This is a genomic window from Naumannella cuiyingiana, from assembly GCF_013408305.1.
In the GTDB taxonomy this organism is placed as follows: Bacteria; Actinomycetota; Actinomycetes; order Propionibacteriales; family Propionibacteriaceae; genus Naumannella; species Naumannella cuiyingiana.
The window spans coordinates 630,355-649,163 of the sequence record NZ_JACBZS010000001.1; the positions used below are offsets into that span (position 1 = coordinate 630,355).

Genomic DNA, 18,809 nt, shown 5'->3' on the forward strand with positions numbered 1-18,809 from the left:
TAGGCCGGGTCGCCGCGCGCTGGTAAAGTCTGCGGTCGCGCCGTGTGCCGGGTGGTTCCCGTGCGCCGCGCGAGCAGACCTGCCAGGCAACTCCGAGTTCCGGGCAACACCAGCAGACCCGAGCAATCGGCCAGACGAGCAAGAGGCGTGAAGTGGCAAACATCAAGTCCCAGATGAAGCGGATCAAGACCAACGAGAAGGCGCGGCAGCGCAACAAGGCCGTCAAGTCGGCCGTGCGTACCCACATCCGCCGGTTCAACGAGGCCGCCGCCGCGGGCGATTCGGCCAAGGCAACCGAGCTGGCCGCCGTCGCGAACCGTGCGCTCGACAAGGCCGCCGGCAAGGGCGTCATCCACAAGAACAACGCCGCCAACCACAAGTCGGCCATCTCGGCCCGGGCTGCCGCGCTCTGACCGCGACGCCGCATCTTTGTCGCCGCTGACCAGCGGCCCCGACGCCCCGCCGAACACGCCTCGGCGGGGCGTTCGGCGTACCCGCGTCGCTCAGCGCTGCTGTTGGTCCAGCGCCATCAGCGCGAGGGTGAGCACCAGCCGGTCCCGGGCATCGGAGATCCGCCGCGCAGTACCCGCCTCGATCTGACGCATCCGGTAGATCACGGTGTTGCGGTGGCAGTACAGCTCTCGGGCCGCGTGGGTGGCCGAACCGTTGTGCGCCAGCAGGGCGCGCAGGGTGTCGACCAGGATGCCGCGATGCGGATCGGGTTCGGCGAGCAGCCCGCCGAGGACCTCGGACACCAGCAGATAGGCGACCTGGGGCGCGGACGCGACCAGCAGCTCGGGCAACGCGTCGATCACGGCTGACGGGCCCGGCGTCCGGCGGATCGTCGCCACCTGCCGGGCCAGTCGGTACGCCGAGGCGAGCTCGCCGAGACCGTCGCGAACGGGGGCGACGCCGATCCGGCCCGGCGCGTCGGCGAGGGCCGACACGACATCGTCGATTTCGCGGTTGCCGAGCCGGACCAGGCCGACGCTGGCCCCCTCGTGGGCGTGCCACCACGAGCGCATTCCGCTCCGTTCCAACCGTTCCTCCGGGGAACGCGGGGACGGCGGTACGTCCCCGGTGCCGAGAACGACGACGCAGGTCACGCGGTCGAGCCGGCCGAGCCCCAGCACCTCGTTCGCCTCCGCCAGGAATCCGGGGTCACCACCCCGGCCGACCAGCAGGCCGTCGAGCACGTTGATCTCGCGCTGCAGGTCGTGCCGCTGCAGCCGTGCCTGCTCACGGCGATAGGCGTCGACGACCGTGGCGATCTGCACCTCGAGCGCGCCCCACATCCGCTGCCCGGCGCGAATCACCACCTCGTCGGGCAGTTCCTGGGTTCCCCGGCCCCACAGCATCGCCTCCCACAGCACCCGGGTGCCGTGACTGCAGCTCTTCAGCACAAGTTCCATCGGGACGCCCTGGCGGGCGCGGCGCCGCCCCGTCTCACGCCACAGATCGATGGCGCGCCCCTCCTGGAGGGGTACGCCCGCCATCGTCCACAGCCCGCGCCGGACGTGCTCACGGGTCGAGGCGCGGATCTCGGCGCGCAGCTCGGCCGGCGCCGCGTCGTACCACTCCCGGTCGGCCTCGACCATCGCCCAGGTGATGTCGTCGGCGAGCGCATTCGCCCGCGGGAGCAGCGTCGCCCAGGCGCGTTCCATCGCGGCGACAAGGTCCGCACCGGCCGCTTCGTCGCGGCTGGTGCCCACCGGTGGCGTCAGCGGCTGCACAACGGCACCTTCCCACTCGGCGCACAACTCCGCTACCCCCAATCGTCCCACCCCGCGGACGCTGCACATCGATCTTTGTGCTCAACGCCCATATGCGCGGTTGGGCGCAGAGTCCAGAGTGAGCCGTGACACAACGACCAAAGGAGCCTCGTTGTCACTCTTCGAGCTACGCGACGTCACCGTCCGCTTCGGTGGCATTGTCGCGCTTTCGGAGGTGTCGCTCAGCGTCGAGCCCGGACAGGTGCACGGCGTGATCGGCCCCAACGGAGCGGGCAAGACCACACTGTTCAATGTCGCCTGCGGCTTCGTCCAGCCGGCGCACGGCACCGTCCTTCGCAACGGCCGCGAGCTGGGCCGACTGCGCCCCCATCATCTCCCCCGCCTCGGCATGGCCCGCACCCTGCAGGGCCTCGGCCTGTTCGAGCGGATGAGCGTGCTGGAGAACGTGATGGTCGGTGCCGACCGATTCGCCCGCACGGGCTTCTGGTCAGCACTGTTCGGGCTGCCCCGATCCGCGCGCGACGATCGCGCGCTGGCCGAGCGCAGCATGGCCGCGCTCGATCGGCTGGGAGCCGCGAAGTACGCCGAGCTGCCGGCGGGCGGACTGCCCTACCCCCTGCGCAAGCGCGTCGCGCTCGCCCGCGCGCTGGTGGCCGAGCCCGAGCTGCTGCTGCTCGACGAGCCCGCCTCCGGCCTGTCCGCCCACGAGATGGACGAGCTCGGCGAGGTGATCACCGAGCTGTCCGGTGACACGGCCGTCCTGCTGGTCGAGCACCACATGGACATCGTGATGTCGGTCTGCGACATGATCACGGTGCTCGACTTCGGCAAGGTGATCGCGCACGGCACGCCCGACGAGGTGCGCGACGACCCGGCTGTGCTGGCCGCCTATCTCGGCGAGGACACCGAAGAGGCCACGAGCGACGCCGACGGCGATGCGACCGACGAACCCGCGACCGCACGCCGGGAGGCCGAGCATGCTTGAGATCGCCGAACTGTCCGCCGGTTACGGGCCGGTACGCGCGCTGGACAAGGTGAGCTTCACCGCCGAGCGCGGCAAGATCACCGCGGTGCTCGGCGCCAACGGCGCCGGCAAGACCACGTTGCTGCGGACCATCTCCGGGTTGGTTCGCCCGGACCACGGCAGCGTACGCATGGGCGACACGAAGCTGACCGGCCTCGAGGCGGACCGCCTCAGCCGGCTCGGCCTCGCGCACGTGCCCGAGGGGCGCGGCGTGATCACCGAGCTGACCGTCGAGGACAACCTCCGACTCGGCGCGCTCGGCGGGCGTGGCCGGAAGCGGATCGACCTGGCCGAGACCTACGAGATGTTCCCGAAGCTGGCCGAGCGCCGGCACAACGCGGCGAGCACGCTGTCCGGCGGCGAGCGGCAGATGCTGGTGATCGCCCGCGCCGTCCTCGCCGAGCCGACCGTGCTGCTGCTGGACGAGCCGTCGCTGGGCCTCGCACCGCGGATCGTCAGCCAGATCTTCGCGCTGGTCCGCCAGCTCGTCGACGAGCGCGAGATGACCGTCGTGCTGGTCGAGCAGAACGCCCGCTCCGCCTTGCAGATCGCCGATCACGGGATCGTGCTCAACCTCGGCCGGGTCGTCGGCGACTCCCCCGCCGCCGACCTGGCCGGCGACGACACCCTGCGGCACGCCTACCTCGGGTTCTGAGGAGAACAACCATGCAACTGCTGTCCACCCTGCTGACCGGCCTGACGCTGGGCGCCGTGTACGCCGCCTTCGCCCTGGCCCTGGTGCTGATCTGGCGCGCCACCCGCATCGTCAACTTCGCCCAGGCGCCGATGGCCATGCTCAGCACCTATGTCGCGCTGACCATGATCGACGCCGGCATCTCCTACTGGGTCGCCTTCGTCACCGCGCTCGTCGTCGGATTCGTCTCCGGTGCCGTCGTGGAGCGATTGATCATCCGCCCGGTCGAGGGCAAGGACCACATCAACGCGGTGATCCTGACGCTCGGGCTGTTCATCGTCCTGCACTCCGTGGCCGGCATCATCTTCAGCCAGGACTTCCGCTCGTTCCCCGCACCCTTCGGGCTGTCGGGATTCCAGGTGGGCGAGATCAACCTGGCGATCACCGGCTACGGCATCTTCACCCTGGTCGCGGTGTTGGTCGTGATGGTCGCGCTCCTGGTGCTCTTCCGGCGTACCGACATCGGCCTGCGGATGCGCGCCTCGGCGTTCAATCCCGAGGTGGCGCGGCTGCTCGGCGTACCGGTCAACCGGATGCTGACCCTCGGCTGGGCGCTGGCCGCCCTGGTCGGCAGCCTGTCCGGGATCCTGATCGCCGGCGGCAGCCTGGTGCACCCGAGCTACATGGACCCGGTCGTCGTCTACGGCTTCGTGGCCGCCGTCATCGGCGGCCTCGACTCCCCCGCCGGCGCCGTGATCGGCGGCCTCGCGACCGGCATCATCCTGAGCCTGGTGTCGGGCTTCCTCGGCTCGGGCCTGGTCGCGCTGACCGCGTTGGTGATCTTGGTGCTGGTGCTGCTGGTGCGGCCCGCCGGGTTGTTCTCCTCGGTGCAGGAGAGGAAGGTCTGAGATGAGCACGAGCGTTTCCGACGCACCCGCTCCCGCGCCGTCGCGGCGGCAACGGATCACCGCCGCGCTGCGGCGTACCCCGCTGCTGCGCAATGCCTGCCTGGCGCTGCTCGCCCTGGTCGTCGTGTTCCTCGTCCTGGAGTCGGTCCCGCCGTTCCGGCAGGGCCAGCTCGCGGTGATGGCCTACCTCGCCCTCGCCGCCGGCGGCCTGACGGTGCTCACCGGCCTGAACGGTCAGCTCTCGCTCGGCCACGGCGCCTTCATGGCGGTCGGCGCCTACACCACCGCGCTGCTGCTGCGCGACAACGAGAACCCGCCGCCGTTGGTGGTGATCATGCTGATCGCGATGTTGGTCACGCTAGTCATCGGCGCGGTGGTCGGACTGGCCGCCGCGCGGTTGCACGGGCCCTACATCGCCGGCGCCACGCTGGCGCTGGCGGTCGCGGTGCCGGGCGTCGCCATCCATTTCTATGATCAACTCGGCGGCGAGCCCGGGATCACCGTGTCCCTGCCCGACGTTCCGGTCTGGCTCGGCGACGCCTGGTTCTTCCTGACCGGCTCCGACACGACCACCCGCGAGCTGATCGCCTACCTCGGCTGGTTCACCGTGATCGTCTGCTACTTCTTGCTGGCCAACCTGTCGGCCAGCGGGGTCGGCCGGCGGTGGCGAGCGGTACGCGACGACGAGACCTCGGCATCGCTGTCCGGGATCAACCTCGGCGCCAACCGTGTCCTCGCGTTCGTCGTGTCGACCGCCTGTGCCGGCCTTGCCGGATCGCTGCTCGCGATGGTCACCCGGATCGCCGCCCCCGGCGCGTTCCCGCTCGCGCTGTCGCTGAGCCTGCTCGCCGCCGTGGTGCTCGGCGGCCTGGGCAGCCTGCTCGGCGCCCTGATCGGTGCCGCGCTGCTGGCGTTCCTGCCCCAGCTCGCCACCGACCTCGGCGCCCGGGCCGGGCTGAACGACCTGCAGGCCGCCGAGATCTCGCCGCTGGTGTTCGGCCTGGTGATGATGATCGTGATCGTCGTCGCCCCCGCCGGCCTGGTCGGCAGCATCAGGGGCGCGATCGCGCGGCGTCGCCGTCGCGCCGCGCTGAGCGATGCGAAGAACGACGTCACACCCGGGCTCGGCACCGAGACCCCCGGGACCGGAGACGACGCGGCACCCCCCACTCAACAGACCGACGCGCGGCTCCCCGCCGCGCAGCACAACGATGTATCGGAGAAGGAGATATCTCGATGAAAAGACCACAGATTCGCCGCCTGGGCGTCCTGGCGGCCGCCCTGTCAGCCGTCGTCGCACTCGCCGCCTGCGGCGCGGGCGGGCGCGGATCCTCCGGTGACACCGGCGCCGACGGCGAGCGCACCGCCTCCGACGTCGGGGTCACGGAGACCTCGATCAAGCTCGGCAGCCACTACCCGCTGACCGGCGTCGCGGCGCCGGGATATTCCGACATCCCGCTCGGCTACGAGGCGTACCTGAAGATGGTCAACGCCAACGGCGGGGTGCACGGTCGCCAGATCGAATGGGTCTACAAGGACGACGGCTACAACCCGACCCGCACCACCGAGGTCGTCAACGAGCTCGTCCTGAAGGACCAGGTCTTCGCCATCGCCGGCGGTCTCGGCACGCCGACCCACGGCGCGGTCGTCGACTTCCTGAACTCGGAGAAGGTGCCCGACATGTTCGTGGCGTCGGGCTCGCTCGCCTGGGGCGATGACCCGAAGGCCAAGCCGTACACCTTCGGTTTCACGCCGGACTACGAGATCGAGGGCAAGATCATTGGCGACTGGATCAAGAAGAACAAGCCCGACGCCAAGGTGGGCCTGTTCCTGCAGGCCGACGATCTCGGCGCCGACGGCGAGAAGGGTGTGCGCCAGTTCCTGGACAAGGAGATCGTGTCGGTCCAGCGCTACACCTCGGGCAACACCGATGTGGCGCCGCAGCTCGCCGCCCTGCAGGCCGACGGCGCGGACTTCGTGATCGCGTTCAACACCCCGAGCTACACCGCGCTCAGCCAGTTGCAGGCCATGCGCCTGAACTACAAGCCGACCTGGTACTACTCCAACGTCGGCTCCGACACCAAGCTGGTCGGCTCCCTGCTGGAGCGGTTCTCCGAGGGCAGTGTGAAGGACTCCAGCGCCCTCGAGGGCACGCTCACGACCGACTACATCGCCGAGGTCGAGAGCGCCGATGGCAAGGGTTGGCCGGAGCTGTGGCAGAAGATCTGGGCCGAGTACGGCGAGCAGGGCAAGCCGCTGACGAACTACCACATCTACGGCATGTCGCAGGCGTATGCGGTGGTCATGGCGCTCCAGGAGGCCGGCCCGAACCCGACCCGGGACGGTCTGGTCAAGGTGATGGAGGAGAAGGGCGCGTCGTGGAAGGGCCCGTGGGTGGCGCCGTTCCGCTTCTCGGCAACGTCGCATCTCGGCCTCGGCGGTCTGCAGATGGTCGAGCTGAAGGGCGAGAAGACCGAGCCCATCGGCCCGTTGCTGACCACCAACATCGGCGACGCGCCTATCGTTGAGGGCGAGTCGCAGCTCGGCACCCCGCCGGAGAACGGCATCCCGCCGGCCGGCTGATGATCAACGCAACGGAAGGGATCATCGCGAGATGACAACTGAGCTGGCCACCGGCGTCGGCGGCACCGAGGAGCACAGACTGGCGCTCACCGATTCCTCGGCGACCGTGTTGTCGGTGGCCAGCATCCTGGCCGAATCGGCGTACCGGCGCGGCGACAAGATCGCCCTGATCGAGGACGATCGCCAGCACACGTTCGCCGAGACCTGGGAGCAGGCCCGTCGCTACGCGGCGGGCCTGCAGGCGCGCGGGGTACGCCCGGGCGACCGCGTCGCCCTGCTCGCGCCGAACGTCGCCGAGTTCGTCTTCGCCTACTACGGCATCTTCGCCGCGGGCGGGGTGGTCGTCCCGGTGCCGACGCTGCTCACCCCCGGCGAGGCCGGCCACCTGGTCGGCGACTCGGGGGCGATGCTCGTGATCAGTCACGCCTCGTTCGGCGAAACCGGCGCCGCGGTGGCTCAGGCATCCGGCGTACCGCACGCCGACCTGGCCGAACTGGCCGACCACGAGCCGCTGGCGCGGATGGTGCCCAGTCGCCCGATGGACGTGGCGGTGATCTTCTACACCTCGGGCACCACTGGTCGCCCGAAGGGCGCGCTGCTCAGCCACCTGAACATGGTGATGAACGCGACCGTGAACGCGTTCGACGTCGGGCGCACCGTGGAGCCGGACGAGGTGGTGCTGGCCTGCCTGCCGCTGTTCCACGTCTTCGGCCAGACCTCGGTCCTGAACTCCTCGTTCCGCAAGGGCTCGACGCTGGTCCTGCAGCCCCGCTGGGACGCGGCGCGCGCGATCGAGCTGATGGCCGAGCACGACGTGACGCTGTTCTGCGGCGTACCGACCATGTTCGTCGGGCTGGTCGACGCGGCACGAGACGCCCCGCGGCTGCCGAAGCTGCGGCACGCCGGATCGGGCGGCGCCTCGCTGCCGGTAGCGCTGCTGCGGCGCTTCGAGGAGATCTTCTCGGCCGAGATCCACGAGGGTTACGGCCTCAGCGAGACCGCCTCGGGCGCCTCGGCCAACCAGGCGACCTTCGGCACCCGGCCCGGCTCGGTCGGGCACGGCATGTGGGGCGTGGAGACCGCGATCGCCGATCCCGCCGACCGCGCTCGCATCCGGCTGCTGGAGCCGGGCGAGACGGGCGAGATCGTGGTCCGCGGGCACAACGTGTTCGGCGGCTACCTGGACAGCGAGAACCTCGACGGCGCGGCCGCGACGGCGGCGGCCGTGGTGGACGGCTGGTTCCGCACCGGCGATCTCGGTCATGCCGATGCCGACGGCTTCGTGCACATCGTCGACCGGCTGAAGGACCTGATCATCCGCAGCGGCTTCAATGTCTATCCGCGCGAGGTCGAGGAGGTGCTGATGGGCCACCCCGACGTCGGCCAGGTCGCCGTGATCGGCCTGCCGGACCACCGGGTCGGCGAGGAGGTCTGCGCCGTGGTGGTCCCGGCGACCGGCCGCCGCATCGATCCCGAGGAACTCGGCGCCTGGGCCCGCGACCGGCTTGCCCGGCACAAGTTTCCCCGGCGGATCGAGGTGGTCGATGCCTTGCCGACGGGGCCCTCGCACAAGGTGTTGAAGCGTGAGCTGCGGGCGAGGCTGGCCCGGCCGGGAAACGACGAGAAAGTGAGCAACTGATCATGGACCTCACCCTGACCGAGGAGGAGCGCGACATCCGGCAGTGGGTGCGTACCTTCGTCGACCGAGAGATCCGGCCGCTGGAGCCGGAGGCGTTGAACCGCGAACGGCGCGGCGAGCCGGCGATCACCCGCGAGGAGCTGACCGCCCTGCAGGACAAGGCCAAGAAGTCCGGCTTCTTCGGCGTCCAGACCCCGACCGAGTACGGCGGCATGGGGCTCGGCGCGGTGATGACCGCGTTGATCGAGGTCGAGCTCGGCCGCTCGTTCATCCCGTTCCGGTTCGCCGGGTACGCCGACAACATCTTGTTCTCCGGCAATGATCGACAAAAGCAGGACTACCTGCTGCCGACGATCAACGGCGAGCTGCGCAGTTGTTTCGCGATCACCGAGCCGGGTGCCGGCTCCGATGCGCGCGCGATCCGGACCAGGGCGGTACGCGACGGCGAGGAGTGGGTGATCACCGGCGAGAAGACCTTCATCACCGGCGGCAACGAGGCCGACTTCTGCATGGTCTTCGCGGTGACGGATCCCGAGAAGGGGGCCGACGGCGGGGTGACCTGCTTCCTCGTCGATCGCGACATGGGCTGGAAGTCCGAGCCGATCGACACCATGGGCGAGTGGGGGCCGGCGGCATTGGTCTTCGACGGCGTGCGGGTGCCGCACGACCACATCCTCGGCGAGGAGGGTCAGGGCTTCGCGCTGGCCATGCAGTGGATCGGGCGGGGGCGCTACATGCTGCCCGCGCACGCGCTGGGCGCGTGCGAGCGGCTGGTCGAGATGGGCATCGAGCAGGCGAACAACCGGGTCACCTTCGGTGAGCCGATCGCCAACCGGCAGGCGATCCAGTGGATGATCGCGGACTCCGCGGTCGAGATCGAGGCGCTGCGCTGGCTGGTGCTGACCGCCGCCTGGCAGGTCGACCAGGGCCTGGATTCGCGGCAGGCGCAGTCGATCGCGAAGCTCTACGGCGGGCTGAAGGCCAACGAGATCGTGGACCGGGTGCTGCAGATCCACGGCGGCATGGGCTACACCCGGGAGCTGCCGCTGGAGCGGTGGTATCGCGAGCTGCGGCTGCTGCGGATCTACGAGGGCACCGACGAGATCCAGCGTCGAACCATCGCCCGGAACCTGTTGAAGGGGCACGTGTCGGTACGCGGGCATCTGGGCTGATCGGGCGCCCGATCTGCCCGAGTGCGCCGGATCTGCCCGAATGCGCCCGAGCCGCGCCGGGCTCGCCTAGGGTCGGAGGCAGCCACCACGGACGAGGGAGTCAGTCGTGACCGAGCCAGAACTGCCGTCGATCGGGCGCCGGGGCGTGTTGCTGGGCGCCGCCGCAGCGGCGGGTGTCGCCGGGCTCGCCGCCTCGGGCGGCCTGGGCGGGCCGACCCGTGCCGGCGCTGCGGGCAGCGTACGCACCGGCGCCGATGTCGCCGCCGCCGCGAACTGGTCGGCCTTCGCCGGCCAGCGGATCGGCATCATCACCAACCCGACCGGTGTGCTGAGCGACAGCCTGGCCAGCATCGTCGACGTGATGGCCGGCTCGGGGAAGGTCGAGATCGGCGGCGTCTTCGGCCCCGAACACGGCTTCCGCGGCAGCGCCCAGGCGGGCGAGTCCGAGGACACCTATGTCGACGAGCGCACCGGCGTCACGGTCTATGACGCCTACGGCGCGAACGACGCGAAGTTCGAGGCCCTGTTCGCCGAGGCGGACGTGGAGACCGTCGTCTTCGACATCCAGGACGTCGGCGCGAGGTTCTACACCTACATCTGGACCATGTACCACGCGATGATCGCCGCCGCCCGGGCCGGCTTGCGCTTCGTGATCCTGGACCGGCCCAATCCGGTCGGCGGCACCGCCCGCGGCCCGCTCCTGGTCGACGGTTTCACCTCCGGCGTCGGGCAGGACCGGATCGTGCAGCAGCACGGGATGACGGTCGGCGAGCTGGCGCGGTTCTTCGACGGGGAGTTCGTCGCCGGCAAGGCCGGGCGCCGGCTGCCCGCGCTGGACGTGATCAAGGTCGAGGGTTGGCAGCCCGACCAGCTCTACGCCGAGACCGGGCTGACCTGGGTGTTGCCGAGCCCGAACATGCCGACCCCGGACACCGCGTTGTTGTATCCCGGGACCGGCCTGTTCGAGGCGGTCAATCTCTCGGAGGGCCGCGGGACGACCCGGCCGTTCGAGCTGATCGGGGCGCCGTTCATGGACCACCGGTGGAATGCGCGGCTGAACGATGCTGGGCTCGCCGGCGTGCGGTTCCGCGAGGCGTATTTCAACCCGACCTTCTCCAAGCACGCCGGCACGGTGTGCGCGGGCGTCCAGGTGCATCTGACCGAGCCGCGGCGGGTGGACGCGATCGCGGTCGCGGTGACGATGCTGTGCGCCGCGCGAGATCTGTACGCCGACTTCGACTGGCGCGCCGAGGCCGGCGGCGGGCAGAAGGGCCGCTGGATCGACCTGCTGACCGGGTCGTCGCGGTTCCGCGAGCAGTTCGAGCGGGGCGCTGCGCCGGCGGCGCTGATCGCCCGCTGGCGCCGGGAGCTCACCGAGTTCGACCGACGCCGGCAGCGCTATCTGCTCTACCCGCGCTGATCGCGGGTCAACGGGCGGCGATCGCCAGGACGGCGCGCTCGAGGGCGTAGTCGGCATTGTCCGCCGCGCCCTTGACGTCGGCATCGGCGGTCGCGACGGTGGCGATCGCGCGCGCCAGGCGGCGATCGTCCCAGCCGCGGAGCTGGTTGCGCATGGTCTTCAGCTTCCACGGGGGTACGCCCACCTCGCGCGCCAGGTCGCCCTCGCGCATCCCGCTCCCCCGCGCTCCGGAGAGTTTCCCGAGGCCGCGCAGCCCGGAGGCGAGCGCGCTGGTGATCAACACCGCCGGCACCCCGGTGGCGAGCGCCCAGCGCAGGTGCTCCAGCGCACGGGCGGTCTCACCGGCCAGCGCGAGATCGGCGATGGCGAAGCTGGTCGCCTCGGCGCGCCCGGAGAAGTAGCGCCGGACCAACCGCTCGTCGATCACCGAGTCCTCGGAGTCGGCGACGAGCTGGTCGACGGCGGCGGCGAGCGCGCGCAGGTCGTGCCCGACGGAGTCGACCAGCAACTGGGCGACGGAGGGATCGGCCCGGGCATGGTGTCGGCGTACCTCCGCGGTGACGAAGCGCGGCAGCTCCCACGGCTTCACCTGCGGGCTGTCGGCAGTCTCGACGGACCTGATCTTGCGCAGCTTGTCGAGCAGGCCCTTGCCCCGCTGGCCTCCCGGATGGACCAGCACCAGGGCGAGGTCGGCGGGCGTGTCGCCGGCCAGCGCGAGGACCGCGTCGGCGAGGTCGGCGGGCACGGCGCCCAGCTCGCGGATCACGGCGATGGTGCGGGAGGCGAACAGCGAGCCGCCGGTGATCTCGGCGAGGCTGCCCGCATCCAGCTCGGTCGCCGACAGGTCGTTGTGTTCGGCCTCTGCCGTCTCGGCGCGTGCGGCGGCCACCCGCTCGGCCACGTGCCGGTCGGCGATCAGTGACTCCGGCCCCGTGACCAGCAGGGTCCGTCCGAACGGTGAGGCCATGGGCGCAAGCATGCCAGTCCGGGCCGACATCGCTCGTGGCTGACCTCGCTCACGGCCGACCTCGCTCACGACCGACCTCGCCCAGGACAACCTGCGGCGCTGCTCGGCAGTGTGATCAGCCGCGCGAGACCACCACGCACGACTTCATGCTCAGCGGGTCCGCGTCGGCGTTCAGGGCCGACTCGGCGTCCTCGAGCGCGAACTCGGCGGTGACCAGCGCGTCCAGGTCGACGTCGGGTTGTCCGGCGATCGCGATGGCGGTCGGCCAGGTGTCGACGTAGCGGAAGATGCCGGTCAGCACGAGCTCGTTGCGGGCGATGAGCTGGACCGGCAGGGTCATCTCGTCCGCTCCCATGCCGACCATCACGGCCGTTCCGCCGCGCCGCAGGGCCCGCAGCCCGGCAAGCATCGCCGGGGTCGCGCCGGAGCACTCGATGAAGGCATCCACGGCGAGCGTCTCGGGTGCGAAATCGGCTGCGGCGGGATCGTGGGTCGCCGTGGCGCCGAACGCCGCGATCCGTTCGCGGCGTGAGGCGACCGGGTCGGTCACGATCACCTCGGCGGCGCCGTAGCTGCGGGCCGCGACGGCCGCCAGGGCCCCGATCGGCCCGGCGCCGGTGATCAGCACCCGGTCGCCGGGTCCGATCCCGGCCTTGCGGCAGGCCCACAGCCCGACCGACAGCGGTTCGAGCAGCGCCGCCGCGGCATCGCTGAGCGTGTCGGGCACGGCGAAGGCGAACTCGGCGGGAGCGGTGACGTACTCGGCGAAGGCGCCGTCGATCGGCGGCGTGGCGTAGAACTTCATCTCCGGGCACAGGTTCAGGTGCCCGGTCGTGCACGCGCGGCAGACCCGGCACGGGCGCTGCGGCTCGATCGCGACCCGCTCCCCCACCCGCCCCTCATCGACACCGGGCCCGACGGCCGCGATCACGCCCGACACCTCGTGGCCGAGGACGAGCGGGCCGTCGACGATCATGTCGCCGATCCGGCCGTCGGTGTAGTAGTGCACATCGGACCCGCACACGCCGACCGTGCGGACCTTGATCAACACCTCGCCGGGGCCCGGGGTGGGCACCGGCCGCTCCTGCATCTCCATGCTCCGTTTGCCGGTCAGCACATTGGCGCGCATGCGATCGGGGATCTCGGGGGCGGTGGTGGACATCGTCGGCTCACTTTCGTCGGTGAGGTCGACGGTATCGACCTCACCCCCGTTCCGGGGCTCCCCCGGCCGATCGGTGACGGAATCGTCCCTCGTCCCGGGTCACGCCCGGCGTTGGACGAAGAGCCGCGGCCGACCGTCGACGACGGCGACCGCGGCGGCACCCTGGGTGTCGGTGCGGGCGACGGTCATCCCGAGTGCACCGAGAACGCCCAGCGTGCGCGGGGACGGGTGTCCGTAGTCGTTGCCGGCGCCCGCGCTGGCGATCGCGATCCGTGCGCCGGTCGCGGCCAGGAAGCGCTCGTCCTGTCGCGACGAGCCGTGGTGCGGCACCTTGAGCACGGCGGCGCGAAGGTCGGTCGCGCAACGCAGCGCCGCGGCCTGGCCGGCGGGTTCGAGATCGCCGGACAGCAGCACCGACACACCGCCCGAACGCACCCGGACCAGCAGACCGGCGTCGTTCTCCGCCGCCGATTCGCCGTCCTTTCCGGTCGCCGGCGAGGCGCGGGCCCTCGCCGGCGCCGCGCACGGGGCGAGCACCTCGACCTCGGCTTCGCCGACCCGGTACGCCTGACCGGCGCCCGCCGCGACGACCGTCGCCCCGGCCCGGCCGGCGAGGGCCGCTGCGCCCGCCGACCCGGTGGAGGCCGACGAGACCAGGACGGTGCCCATCCGCCGGCGCTCCAGCACGCCCGGCAGTCCCCCGACATGATCGGCGTGGCCGTGGCTCAGGATAAGCAGGGGCACGTCGGTGATGCCGAGTTGATCAAGACACCGGGCGATCGGCTCCGGCTCCGGGCCCGCGTCCACGACGACGGCGGCGGCGGGACCGGCCCGGATGGCGAGCCCGTCGCCCTGCCCGACGTCGCAGGCCACGAGCCGCCAGCCCGGGGGTGGCCAGCCGGGCTGGACGGGCCCGCGCAGCATGATCGTGATCAGCACGATGCCCAGCAGCAGGCAGGCCAGCCGACGGGCGAGGATTGCCGGCAGCACCGCCGCCCAGAGCAGGCAGCCGACGCCGAGGACGGCGACGGCGAGCGGATCCGCCGGCCACGCCATCGCCGCACCTGGCAGCGCGGCGCCGGCGGTGCCGATCGCGATGATCCCCTGCGCGCACCATGCCGCCACGAAGCCCGCGGCGGCCGCGGGCCAGGGGTGCACCTGCGAGAGCGCCGCGGCCGCGAAACCGGCCACGGTGGCGGGCCCGACGAGCGGGCCGGCCAGCGCGTTGGCGAGCAGCCCGACGATGCTGACCTGCCCGGAGATCGCGGTGACCACGGGTTGAGTCGCGACCTGGGCGGCCAGCGGCACGGCGAGCGCCTCGGCCAGGGGCCGCGGCAGCCAGCCCGCCAGCCGGTCGGCCCAGCCACCGGCCCACCAGACGATGCCGCCCGTCGCGAACACCGACAGCGCGAATCCGATCTCGGCGGCGAGCCACGGATCGACGAGCAACAGGCCCAGCACCGCGGCGCACAGCGGCCGCATCCCGCGGCGCAGCCCGGCGGTCAGGCCGAGGCCGGCGAGCCCGACCAGGCCCATCGCCGCAGCCCGCAGCACGCTCGGTTCCGTGCGGCACAACAACACGAATCCGATCACCCCGCCGAGCCCGATCACCCGCAGCCACCAGCCGCGCACGCCGATCCAGCGGGCCACGAACAACACGAACGCGAGCATCAGGGTGAGGTTGGCGCCGCTGACGGCGGTCAGATGGGTGAGCGCCGTGGTCCGGAAGTCCTCGCCCAGCCGCTCGGGCACGCCGGAGACATCGCCGACGACCAGCGCCGGCACCAGACCGCGGCGCTCCTCGGGATGCCCGGCGACCGATGCCCGCAGCCCGACGCGGACCGCCTCGACCCGCCGGTCGAGCGCGCCTGCCGGGGCGATCGTCACCGGCGGCGCGCGCAGCCGCGCCGTGGCGACGGCCCGCTCGCCCGGGTCGGGCAGCCGCAGGCCGGCGCGGGCCTCCAGCGTCGTCCCCACGATGGGCCCGCGCAGCGCCTCGGCGACCGGCCCGATGCCGGTCAGCGCGATCGTCTGGTCGAGCCGCCAGGTCTGTCCCCGGGCGCGCAGCTCCCGGAGCTGGGCGTACCGCACCGCGAACGCCGGCCGCGCGCCCTTCGCCGCGAAGTAGCGCGCATCGGAGGTGATCACCACGACCACCCGACCGCCTGCCTCGTCGCGGGCCAGCGCGCGCGCCGGCGAGGCCTCGGTCGCCGCGACCCGCAGCAGGGCCGCGGCACAGATGATCACGACCAACACCCCGGCCGCGGTCGCCGCCCGGCGACGCAATCGGACGCCGACCATGATCAGCACGGCGGCGCCGACCGCCGCGCCGAGCGCACCCACCGGGCCCGCCTGCACGATGGCGAGGACCCCGCCCCAGACCGCGAGCGCCGGCAGCACCAATCGATGATCACCGGCGGCCGCCGCCTCGTCGCCGCCCCGGGCACCCGGCGGCTCCCGTCGGGCGGCGGCGCCCACCCGGCGCCGGACCAGCTCCGCTCCGCCCCGTGCGAACCGCGCGACCCCGGGCAACCCGGTCACGTTGTGATCAGCGGCGCCAGCTCCGCAAAGGTCTTCGGGCCGATGCCCGGCACCTCCTGCAGGTCCTCGGGCGCGGAGAAGCCGCCGTTCTCCTCCCGCCAGGCGATGATCTTCTCCGCCGTCTTCGGCCCGACCCCCGGCAGGGTTTCGAGCTGGTCGCTGGTCGCGGAGTTGAGGTTGACGAGCGGGCCGGACGACCCGCCCAAGGCTTCACCGCTCGAAGACGCTGCGCCTGCCCCGCGCACTTCGCCGGCCGGATCACGGTCGGTGCCGACGACCACCTGCTCGCCGTCGTTCAGCACCTGAGCGAGGTTGAGCTCGCCCGGATCGGCCTTGTCGGAGAGGCCGCCGGCGGCCTCGATCGCGTCGTTCACCCGCGAGCCCGCCGGCAGCTCGACGATCCCCGGTTTCTGCACCGCACCCACGACGTGCACCATGATCATCGGCTCGGTCGTGATCGTCGGCCCGGTCGTGGCACCGTCGGCAGGTGCCGACTCCGGCTCCACGGGCGCACCCGCGGACTGCTGCTCGCCGCCACGTTGCTCGCCCAGCGGTTCGGCCGTCACGGGGGGCGCCTCCGGCACCGGGACCGCGCGCGCACTGAGCACGGTGAACCCGGCAACCAGCAGCCCGACGCCGGCCAGCGCGGCCAGAGCGAACACGTGCAGGCGTCCGAAGCCCATGCGTGCGAACGCACCCCGCCCCGGCAGCCCGCGCCCGGCACCGGGCGGCTCACTCGCTCGGGTCGCGATGGCCCGCTCGCCCGGACTCGCCGCCGGCTCCCCCGCGCGGCGGGCGACGCCCCGGGGGCGATCGGCCGGCACCGCGAGGGCGCCAACCCGGCGTCGCGCCGCGAGCTCGGCCAGCCAGTCGGGGCCGGGCGCGTCGTCGACGGGGTCGATGATCTCGGTCGGCGGCCCGTCGGGACCATCGTCCGACGGCGGGGCGTCGGGTCCCGATTCGCGGGCGATCAGGTCATCCAGCCGCCGCCGCACATGATCGGTGAGCGGGGCTCCCCCGACCGCCGAACCATCCCCATCGCGTGCCATGTCCAGACAGTTGGCTCGCGGGCCCACGGATTGTCACCCGCGGGCCGATCTGTGGACAATTTCGGCCGGGCCGGGCGCTGTGGACAACTCCGGGACGAGGTCGGCCCGGTCATCCAGCGGCGCGTTCTCACGCATCGCGCCTCGTGTCGTCGGTCGCCGCGTACGTCCTGATCCGGGCGGTGTGGCCGGGGATGTGGGTGGTGATGCGGAGCGTGATCAGGTCCTGCCAGGCCGTGTGCTGCTCCGGAAGCGCATCGCCCGCACGATCGAACAAGCGAAGGAGCACCGGACGTTCGGCCGCTCGGTCGGGGATCGCGTCGAGCGCGTCGCGCAGCTCCCGTGCGTGGTCGCTCACCATGGCGACGCGCTGTTGGTGAGTGGTGGAGGCGATGAGCTCGGTGATCGCGGTCTCGTTCATCGCGCCCCGGTTGTTGACGACCGCATCGCGACCGTGATGGATGTCGCGAGCCGCTTCGGCGAGGAGCGAATCGCTGAGCGCGATGTGACTCAGCGTCCAGTCGACATCGTCTCGCGCCGGCACCGGGTAGTTCGCCGTGTCCCGGATCGATTCGGCGACCCTCAGCAGATCGCTGTAGACGGCGTCGAAGTCAGTGGTATCCATCGGGCCTTCCCAAGTGTGGAGGATGTCGCGGGCTACTCGCCAAGGGCTACGCGGTCGGTACGCACGAGCGCGACGAGCACGAGCAGGCACAAGACGGCCACGGTTCCGGCGAACCAGGTCATGGCCGTGGTCAGATCGAGGACGGTGGCGAGGAGGCCCACACCGAGCACGGGCAAGCCGACGCCGGCATAGACGATGACGTAGAAGCTCGACACCACCTCGGCGTGTTTGGTCGAAGGGGCGTTGCTGTTCACCGCGGTGAGACCGCCGAGGAACACCAGCCCGTGGCCGACTCCGGCGATGACGGTGGCCGTCAGCAGGAGTGCGAGCGAACCCGTGGCCCCGACCAGCACGACGAGGCCCAGCCCCACCGCGAGGATCGGCAGTCCGGCGAGCTGCAGGCGGCGTGGTGGCCGTCCGTAGCTGAGGAGTTGGACGACGACGGAGGTGGCCAGCATGAGTGCGGATGTCCCGCCGCCGAGGAGCAGGTTCGTGCTTCCGGTCAGTGTGGCGGTGTATGTCGGGATGAGGGCGAGAAACAGTCCGATGACGGCGAAGGCGAGGAAGTTGGCGCTCCCGCTGGTCATGAACACGGTCCGCATCGCGGCCGGAATCTGCGGTCGGCGAGGACGCCACCGCGCCGTCTGGCGGGTCGCGGGCAGCTGCGCGACGGCAATGGCAGCAGGGATGAGGAGCACGATCTCGACGACGAACGGGGCCACGGTGGGAGCCGGTGCGTACTCGGCGATCAGTCCGGCGAGGACCGGTCCCAGGCCGAGTCCGCCGACCGAGGCCACCGTGGTGATCACCGCCGCCCTGCGACGGTTGCCGGTCGGCTCGAGTTCACTGAGGGCCGCGGTCAGTGCTCCGGACGCCGCACCTACCGAGAGACCCTGGAGGATCCGGGCGGCGAACAGCCAGCCGGTGCTGCTGGCCAGCGCGAAGCCCAGTGCGCCCAGGGCTGCCAGGACAAGCGCCGGCAACAGGACCCGTCGTCGCCCGATCACATCGGAGAGCGGTCCGGCCACGAGCAGGGACGGGATGAGAGCCGCGACATAGACGGCGAAGACCAGCGTGAGGACGAACGGGGAGAACCCGAACGACGCTTCGTAGCTCCGGTACAGCGGGGTGGGCAGATTGGTTCCCGTGAGCAGGATCAGCAACGCATACGCCGTCGCCCAGAACCTCCACCGGCTGGCTCCTCCTGCCCGCCGGATGCCGACATGTGATGCCGCCGAGCCGGGAGGCTGAGCCCGGTCCGGCGCGCCGATGTCGTCGGTGCTGCCGCCGCGTACCATGTTCATGGTTTGCGAACATAGCACATGTTCGTACCCGCCGAACATGTGCGGTAGGGT

General features: G+C 71.5%; 16 protein-coding genes. 9 read left to right on the forward strand and 7 right to left on the reverse strand.

The window, feature by feature from the left end; translation table 11 throughout:
* The first annotated feature begins 152 nt into the window (after positions 1 to 152).
* Positions 153 to 413: a 30S ribosomal protein S20 gene (rpsT, locus tag GGQ54_RS02800; RefSeq protein ID WP_179444002.1), complete on the forward strand. Its 261-nt coding sequence runs from the start codon at positions 153 to 155 to the stop codon at positions 411 to 413.
* A 90-nt stretch (positions 414 to 503) separates the two neighbouring features.
* Here the strand turns inward: rpsT and GGQ54_RS02805 are convergent, their stop codons facing one another.
* On the reverse strand, positions 504 to 1,733 hold the full coding sequence (locus tag GGQ54_RS02805; protein WP_343045835.1) for a PucR family transcriptional regulator: 1,230 nt from the start codon (positions 1,731 to 1,733) through the stop codon (positions 504 to 506).
* Between the two features lie 151 nt (positions 1,734 to 1,884).
* On the opposite strand from GGQ54_RS02805, the gene GGQ54_RS02810 reads away from it, so the two are divergent.
* The 8 genes from GGQ54_RS02810 to GGQ54_RS02845 all read left to right on the forward strand — a co-directional run bounded on the left by GGQ54_RS02810 (position 1,885) and on the right by GGQ54_RS02845 (position 11,113).
* Positions 1,885 to 2,718, forward strand: a complete 834-nt coding sequence (locus GGQ54_RS02810; RefSeq protein ID WP_246292530.1) for an ABC transporter ATP-binding protein — start codon at positions 1,885 to 1,887, stop codon at positions 2,716 to 2,718.
* A complete protein-coding gene (locus GGQ54_RS02815) occupies positions 2,711 to 3,412 on the forward strand; it encodes an ABC transporter ATP-binding protein (RefSeq protein WP_179444004.1) in 702 nt (233 codons plus the stop codon). The genes GGQ54_RS02810 and GGQ54_RS02815 overlap by 8 nt, the downstream gene beginning before the upstream one ends.
* Before the next feature lie 11 nt (positions 3,413 to 3,423).
* Positions 3,424 to 4,299, forward strand: a complete 876-nt coding sequence (locus GGQ54_RS02820) for a branched-chain amino acid ABC transporter permease (protein ID WP_179444005.1) — start codon at positions 3,424 to 3,426, stop codon at positions 4,297 to 4,299.
* A gap of 1 nt (position 4,300) precedes the next feature.
* A complete protein-coding gene (locus GGQ54_RS02825) occupies positions 4,301 to 5,539 on the forward strand; it encodes a branched-chain amino acid ABC transporter permease (RefSeq protein WP_179444006.1) in 1,239 nt (412 codons plus the stop codon).
* Positions 5,536 to 6,882, forward strand: coding sequence for an ABC transporter substrate-binding protein (locus GGQ54_RS02830; RefSeq protein ID WP_179444007.1), 1,347 nt, complete (start codon positions 5,536 to 5,538; stop codon positions 6,880 to 6,882). Before GGQ54_RS02825 ends, GGQ54_RS02830 begins: the two co-directional genes overlap by 4 nt.
* A gap of 31 nt (positions 6,883 to 6,913) precedes the next feature.
* Positions 6,914 to 8,521, forward strand: coding sequence for a long-chain-fatty-acid--CoA ligase (locus GGQ54_RS02835; RefSeq protein ID WP_179444008.1), 1,608 nt, complete (start codon positions 6,914 to 6,916; stop codon positions 8,519 to 8,521).
* A gap of 2 nt (positions 8,522 to 8,523) precedes the next feature.
* The gene (locus GGQ54_RS02840) at positions 8,524 to 9,693 is read left to right on the forward strand and encodes an acyl-CoA dehydrogenase family protein (protein WP_179444009.1); all 1,170 of its coding nucleotides are present in this window, start codon (positions 8,524 to 8,526) and stop codon (positions 9,691 to 9,693) included.
* 106 nt (positions 9,694 to 9,799) lie between these two features.
* The gene (locus tag GGQ54_RS02845) at positions 9,800 to 11,113 is read left to right on the forward strand and encodes an exo-beta-N-acetylmuramidase NamZ family protein (RefSeq protein ID WP_343045836.1); all 1,314 of its coding nucleotides are present in this window, start codon (positions 9,800 to 9,802) and stop codon (positions 11,111 to 11,113) included.
* A gap of 7 nt (positions 11,114 to 11,120) precedes the next feature.
* Here the strand turns inward: GGQ54_RS02845 and holA are convergent, their stop codons facing one another.
* The 6 genes from holA to GGQ54_RS02875 all read right to left on the reverse strand — a co-directional run bounded on the left by holA (position 11,121) and on the right by GGQ54_RS02875 (position 18,758).
* Positions 11,121 to 12,080, reverse strand: a complete 960-nt coding sequence (gene holA, locus GGQ54_RS02850) for a DNA polymerase III subunit delta (protein ID WP_246292532.1) — start codon at positions 12,078 to 12,080, stop codon at positions 11,121 to 11,123.
* Positions 12,081 to 12,195: 115 nt separating this feature from the next.
* Positions 12,196 to 13,242: an NAD(P)-dependent alcohol dehydrogenase gene (locus GGQ54_RS02855; protein WP_179444010.1), complete on the reverse strand. Its 1,047-nt coding sequence runs from the start codon at positions 13,240 to 13,242 to the stop codon at positions 12,196 to 12,198.
* 99 nt (positions 13,243 to 13,341) lie between these two features.
* On the reverse strand, positions 13,342 to 15,783 hold the full coding sequence (locus GGQ54_RS02860) for a ComEC/Rec2 family competence protein (protein ID WP_179444011.1): 2,442 nt from the start codon (positions 15,781 to 15,783) through the stop codon (positions 13,342 to 13,344).
* Complete coding sequence (locus tag GGQ54_RS02865; protein WP_179444012.1) at positions 15,780 to 16,832, reverse strand: helix-hairpin-helix domain-containing protein; 1,053 nt, start codon at positions 16,830 to 16,832, stop codon at positions 15,780 to 15,782. Before GGQ54_RS02865 ends, GGQ54_RS02860 begins: the two co-directional genes overlap by 4 nt.
* Positions 16,833 to 16,959: 127 nt before the next feature.
* On the reverse strand, positions 16,960 to 17,454 hold the full coding sequence (locus GGQ54_RS02870) for a hypothetical protein (protein WP_179444013.1): 495 nt from the start codon (positions 17,452 to 17,454) through the stop codon (positions 16,960 to 16,962).
* A 32-nt stretch (positions 17,455 to 17,486) separates the two neighbouring features.
* A complete protein-coding gene (locus GGQ54_RS02875) occupies positions 17,487 to 18,758 on the reverse strand; it encodes an MFS transporter (RefSeq protein WP_218843649.1) in 1,272 nt (423 codons plus the stop codon).
* Between the last annotated feature and the right edge of the window lie 51 nt (positions 18,759 to 18,809).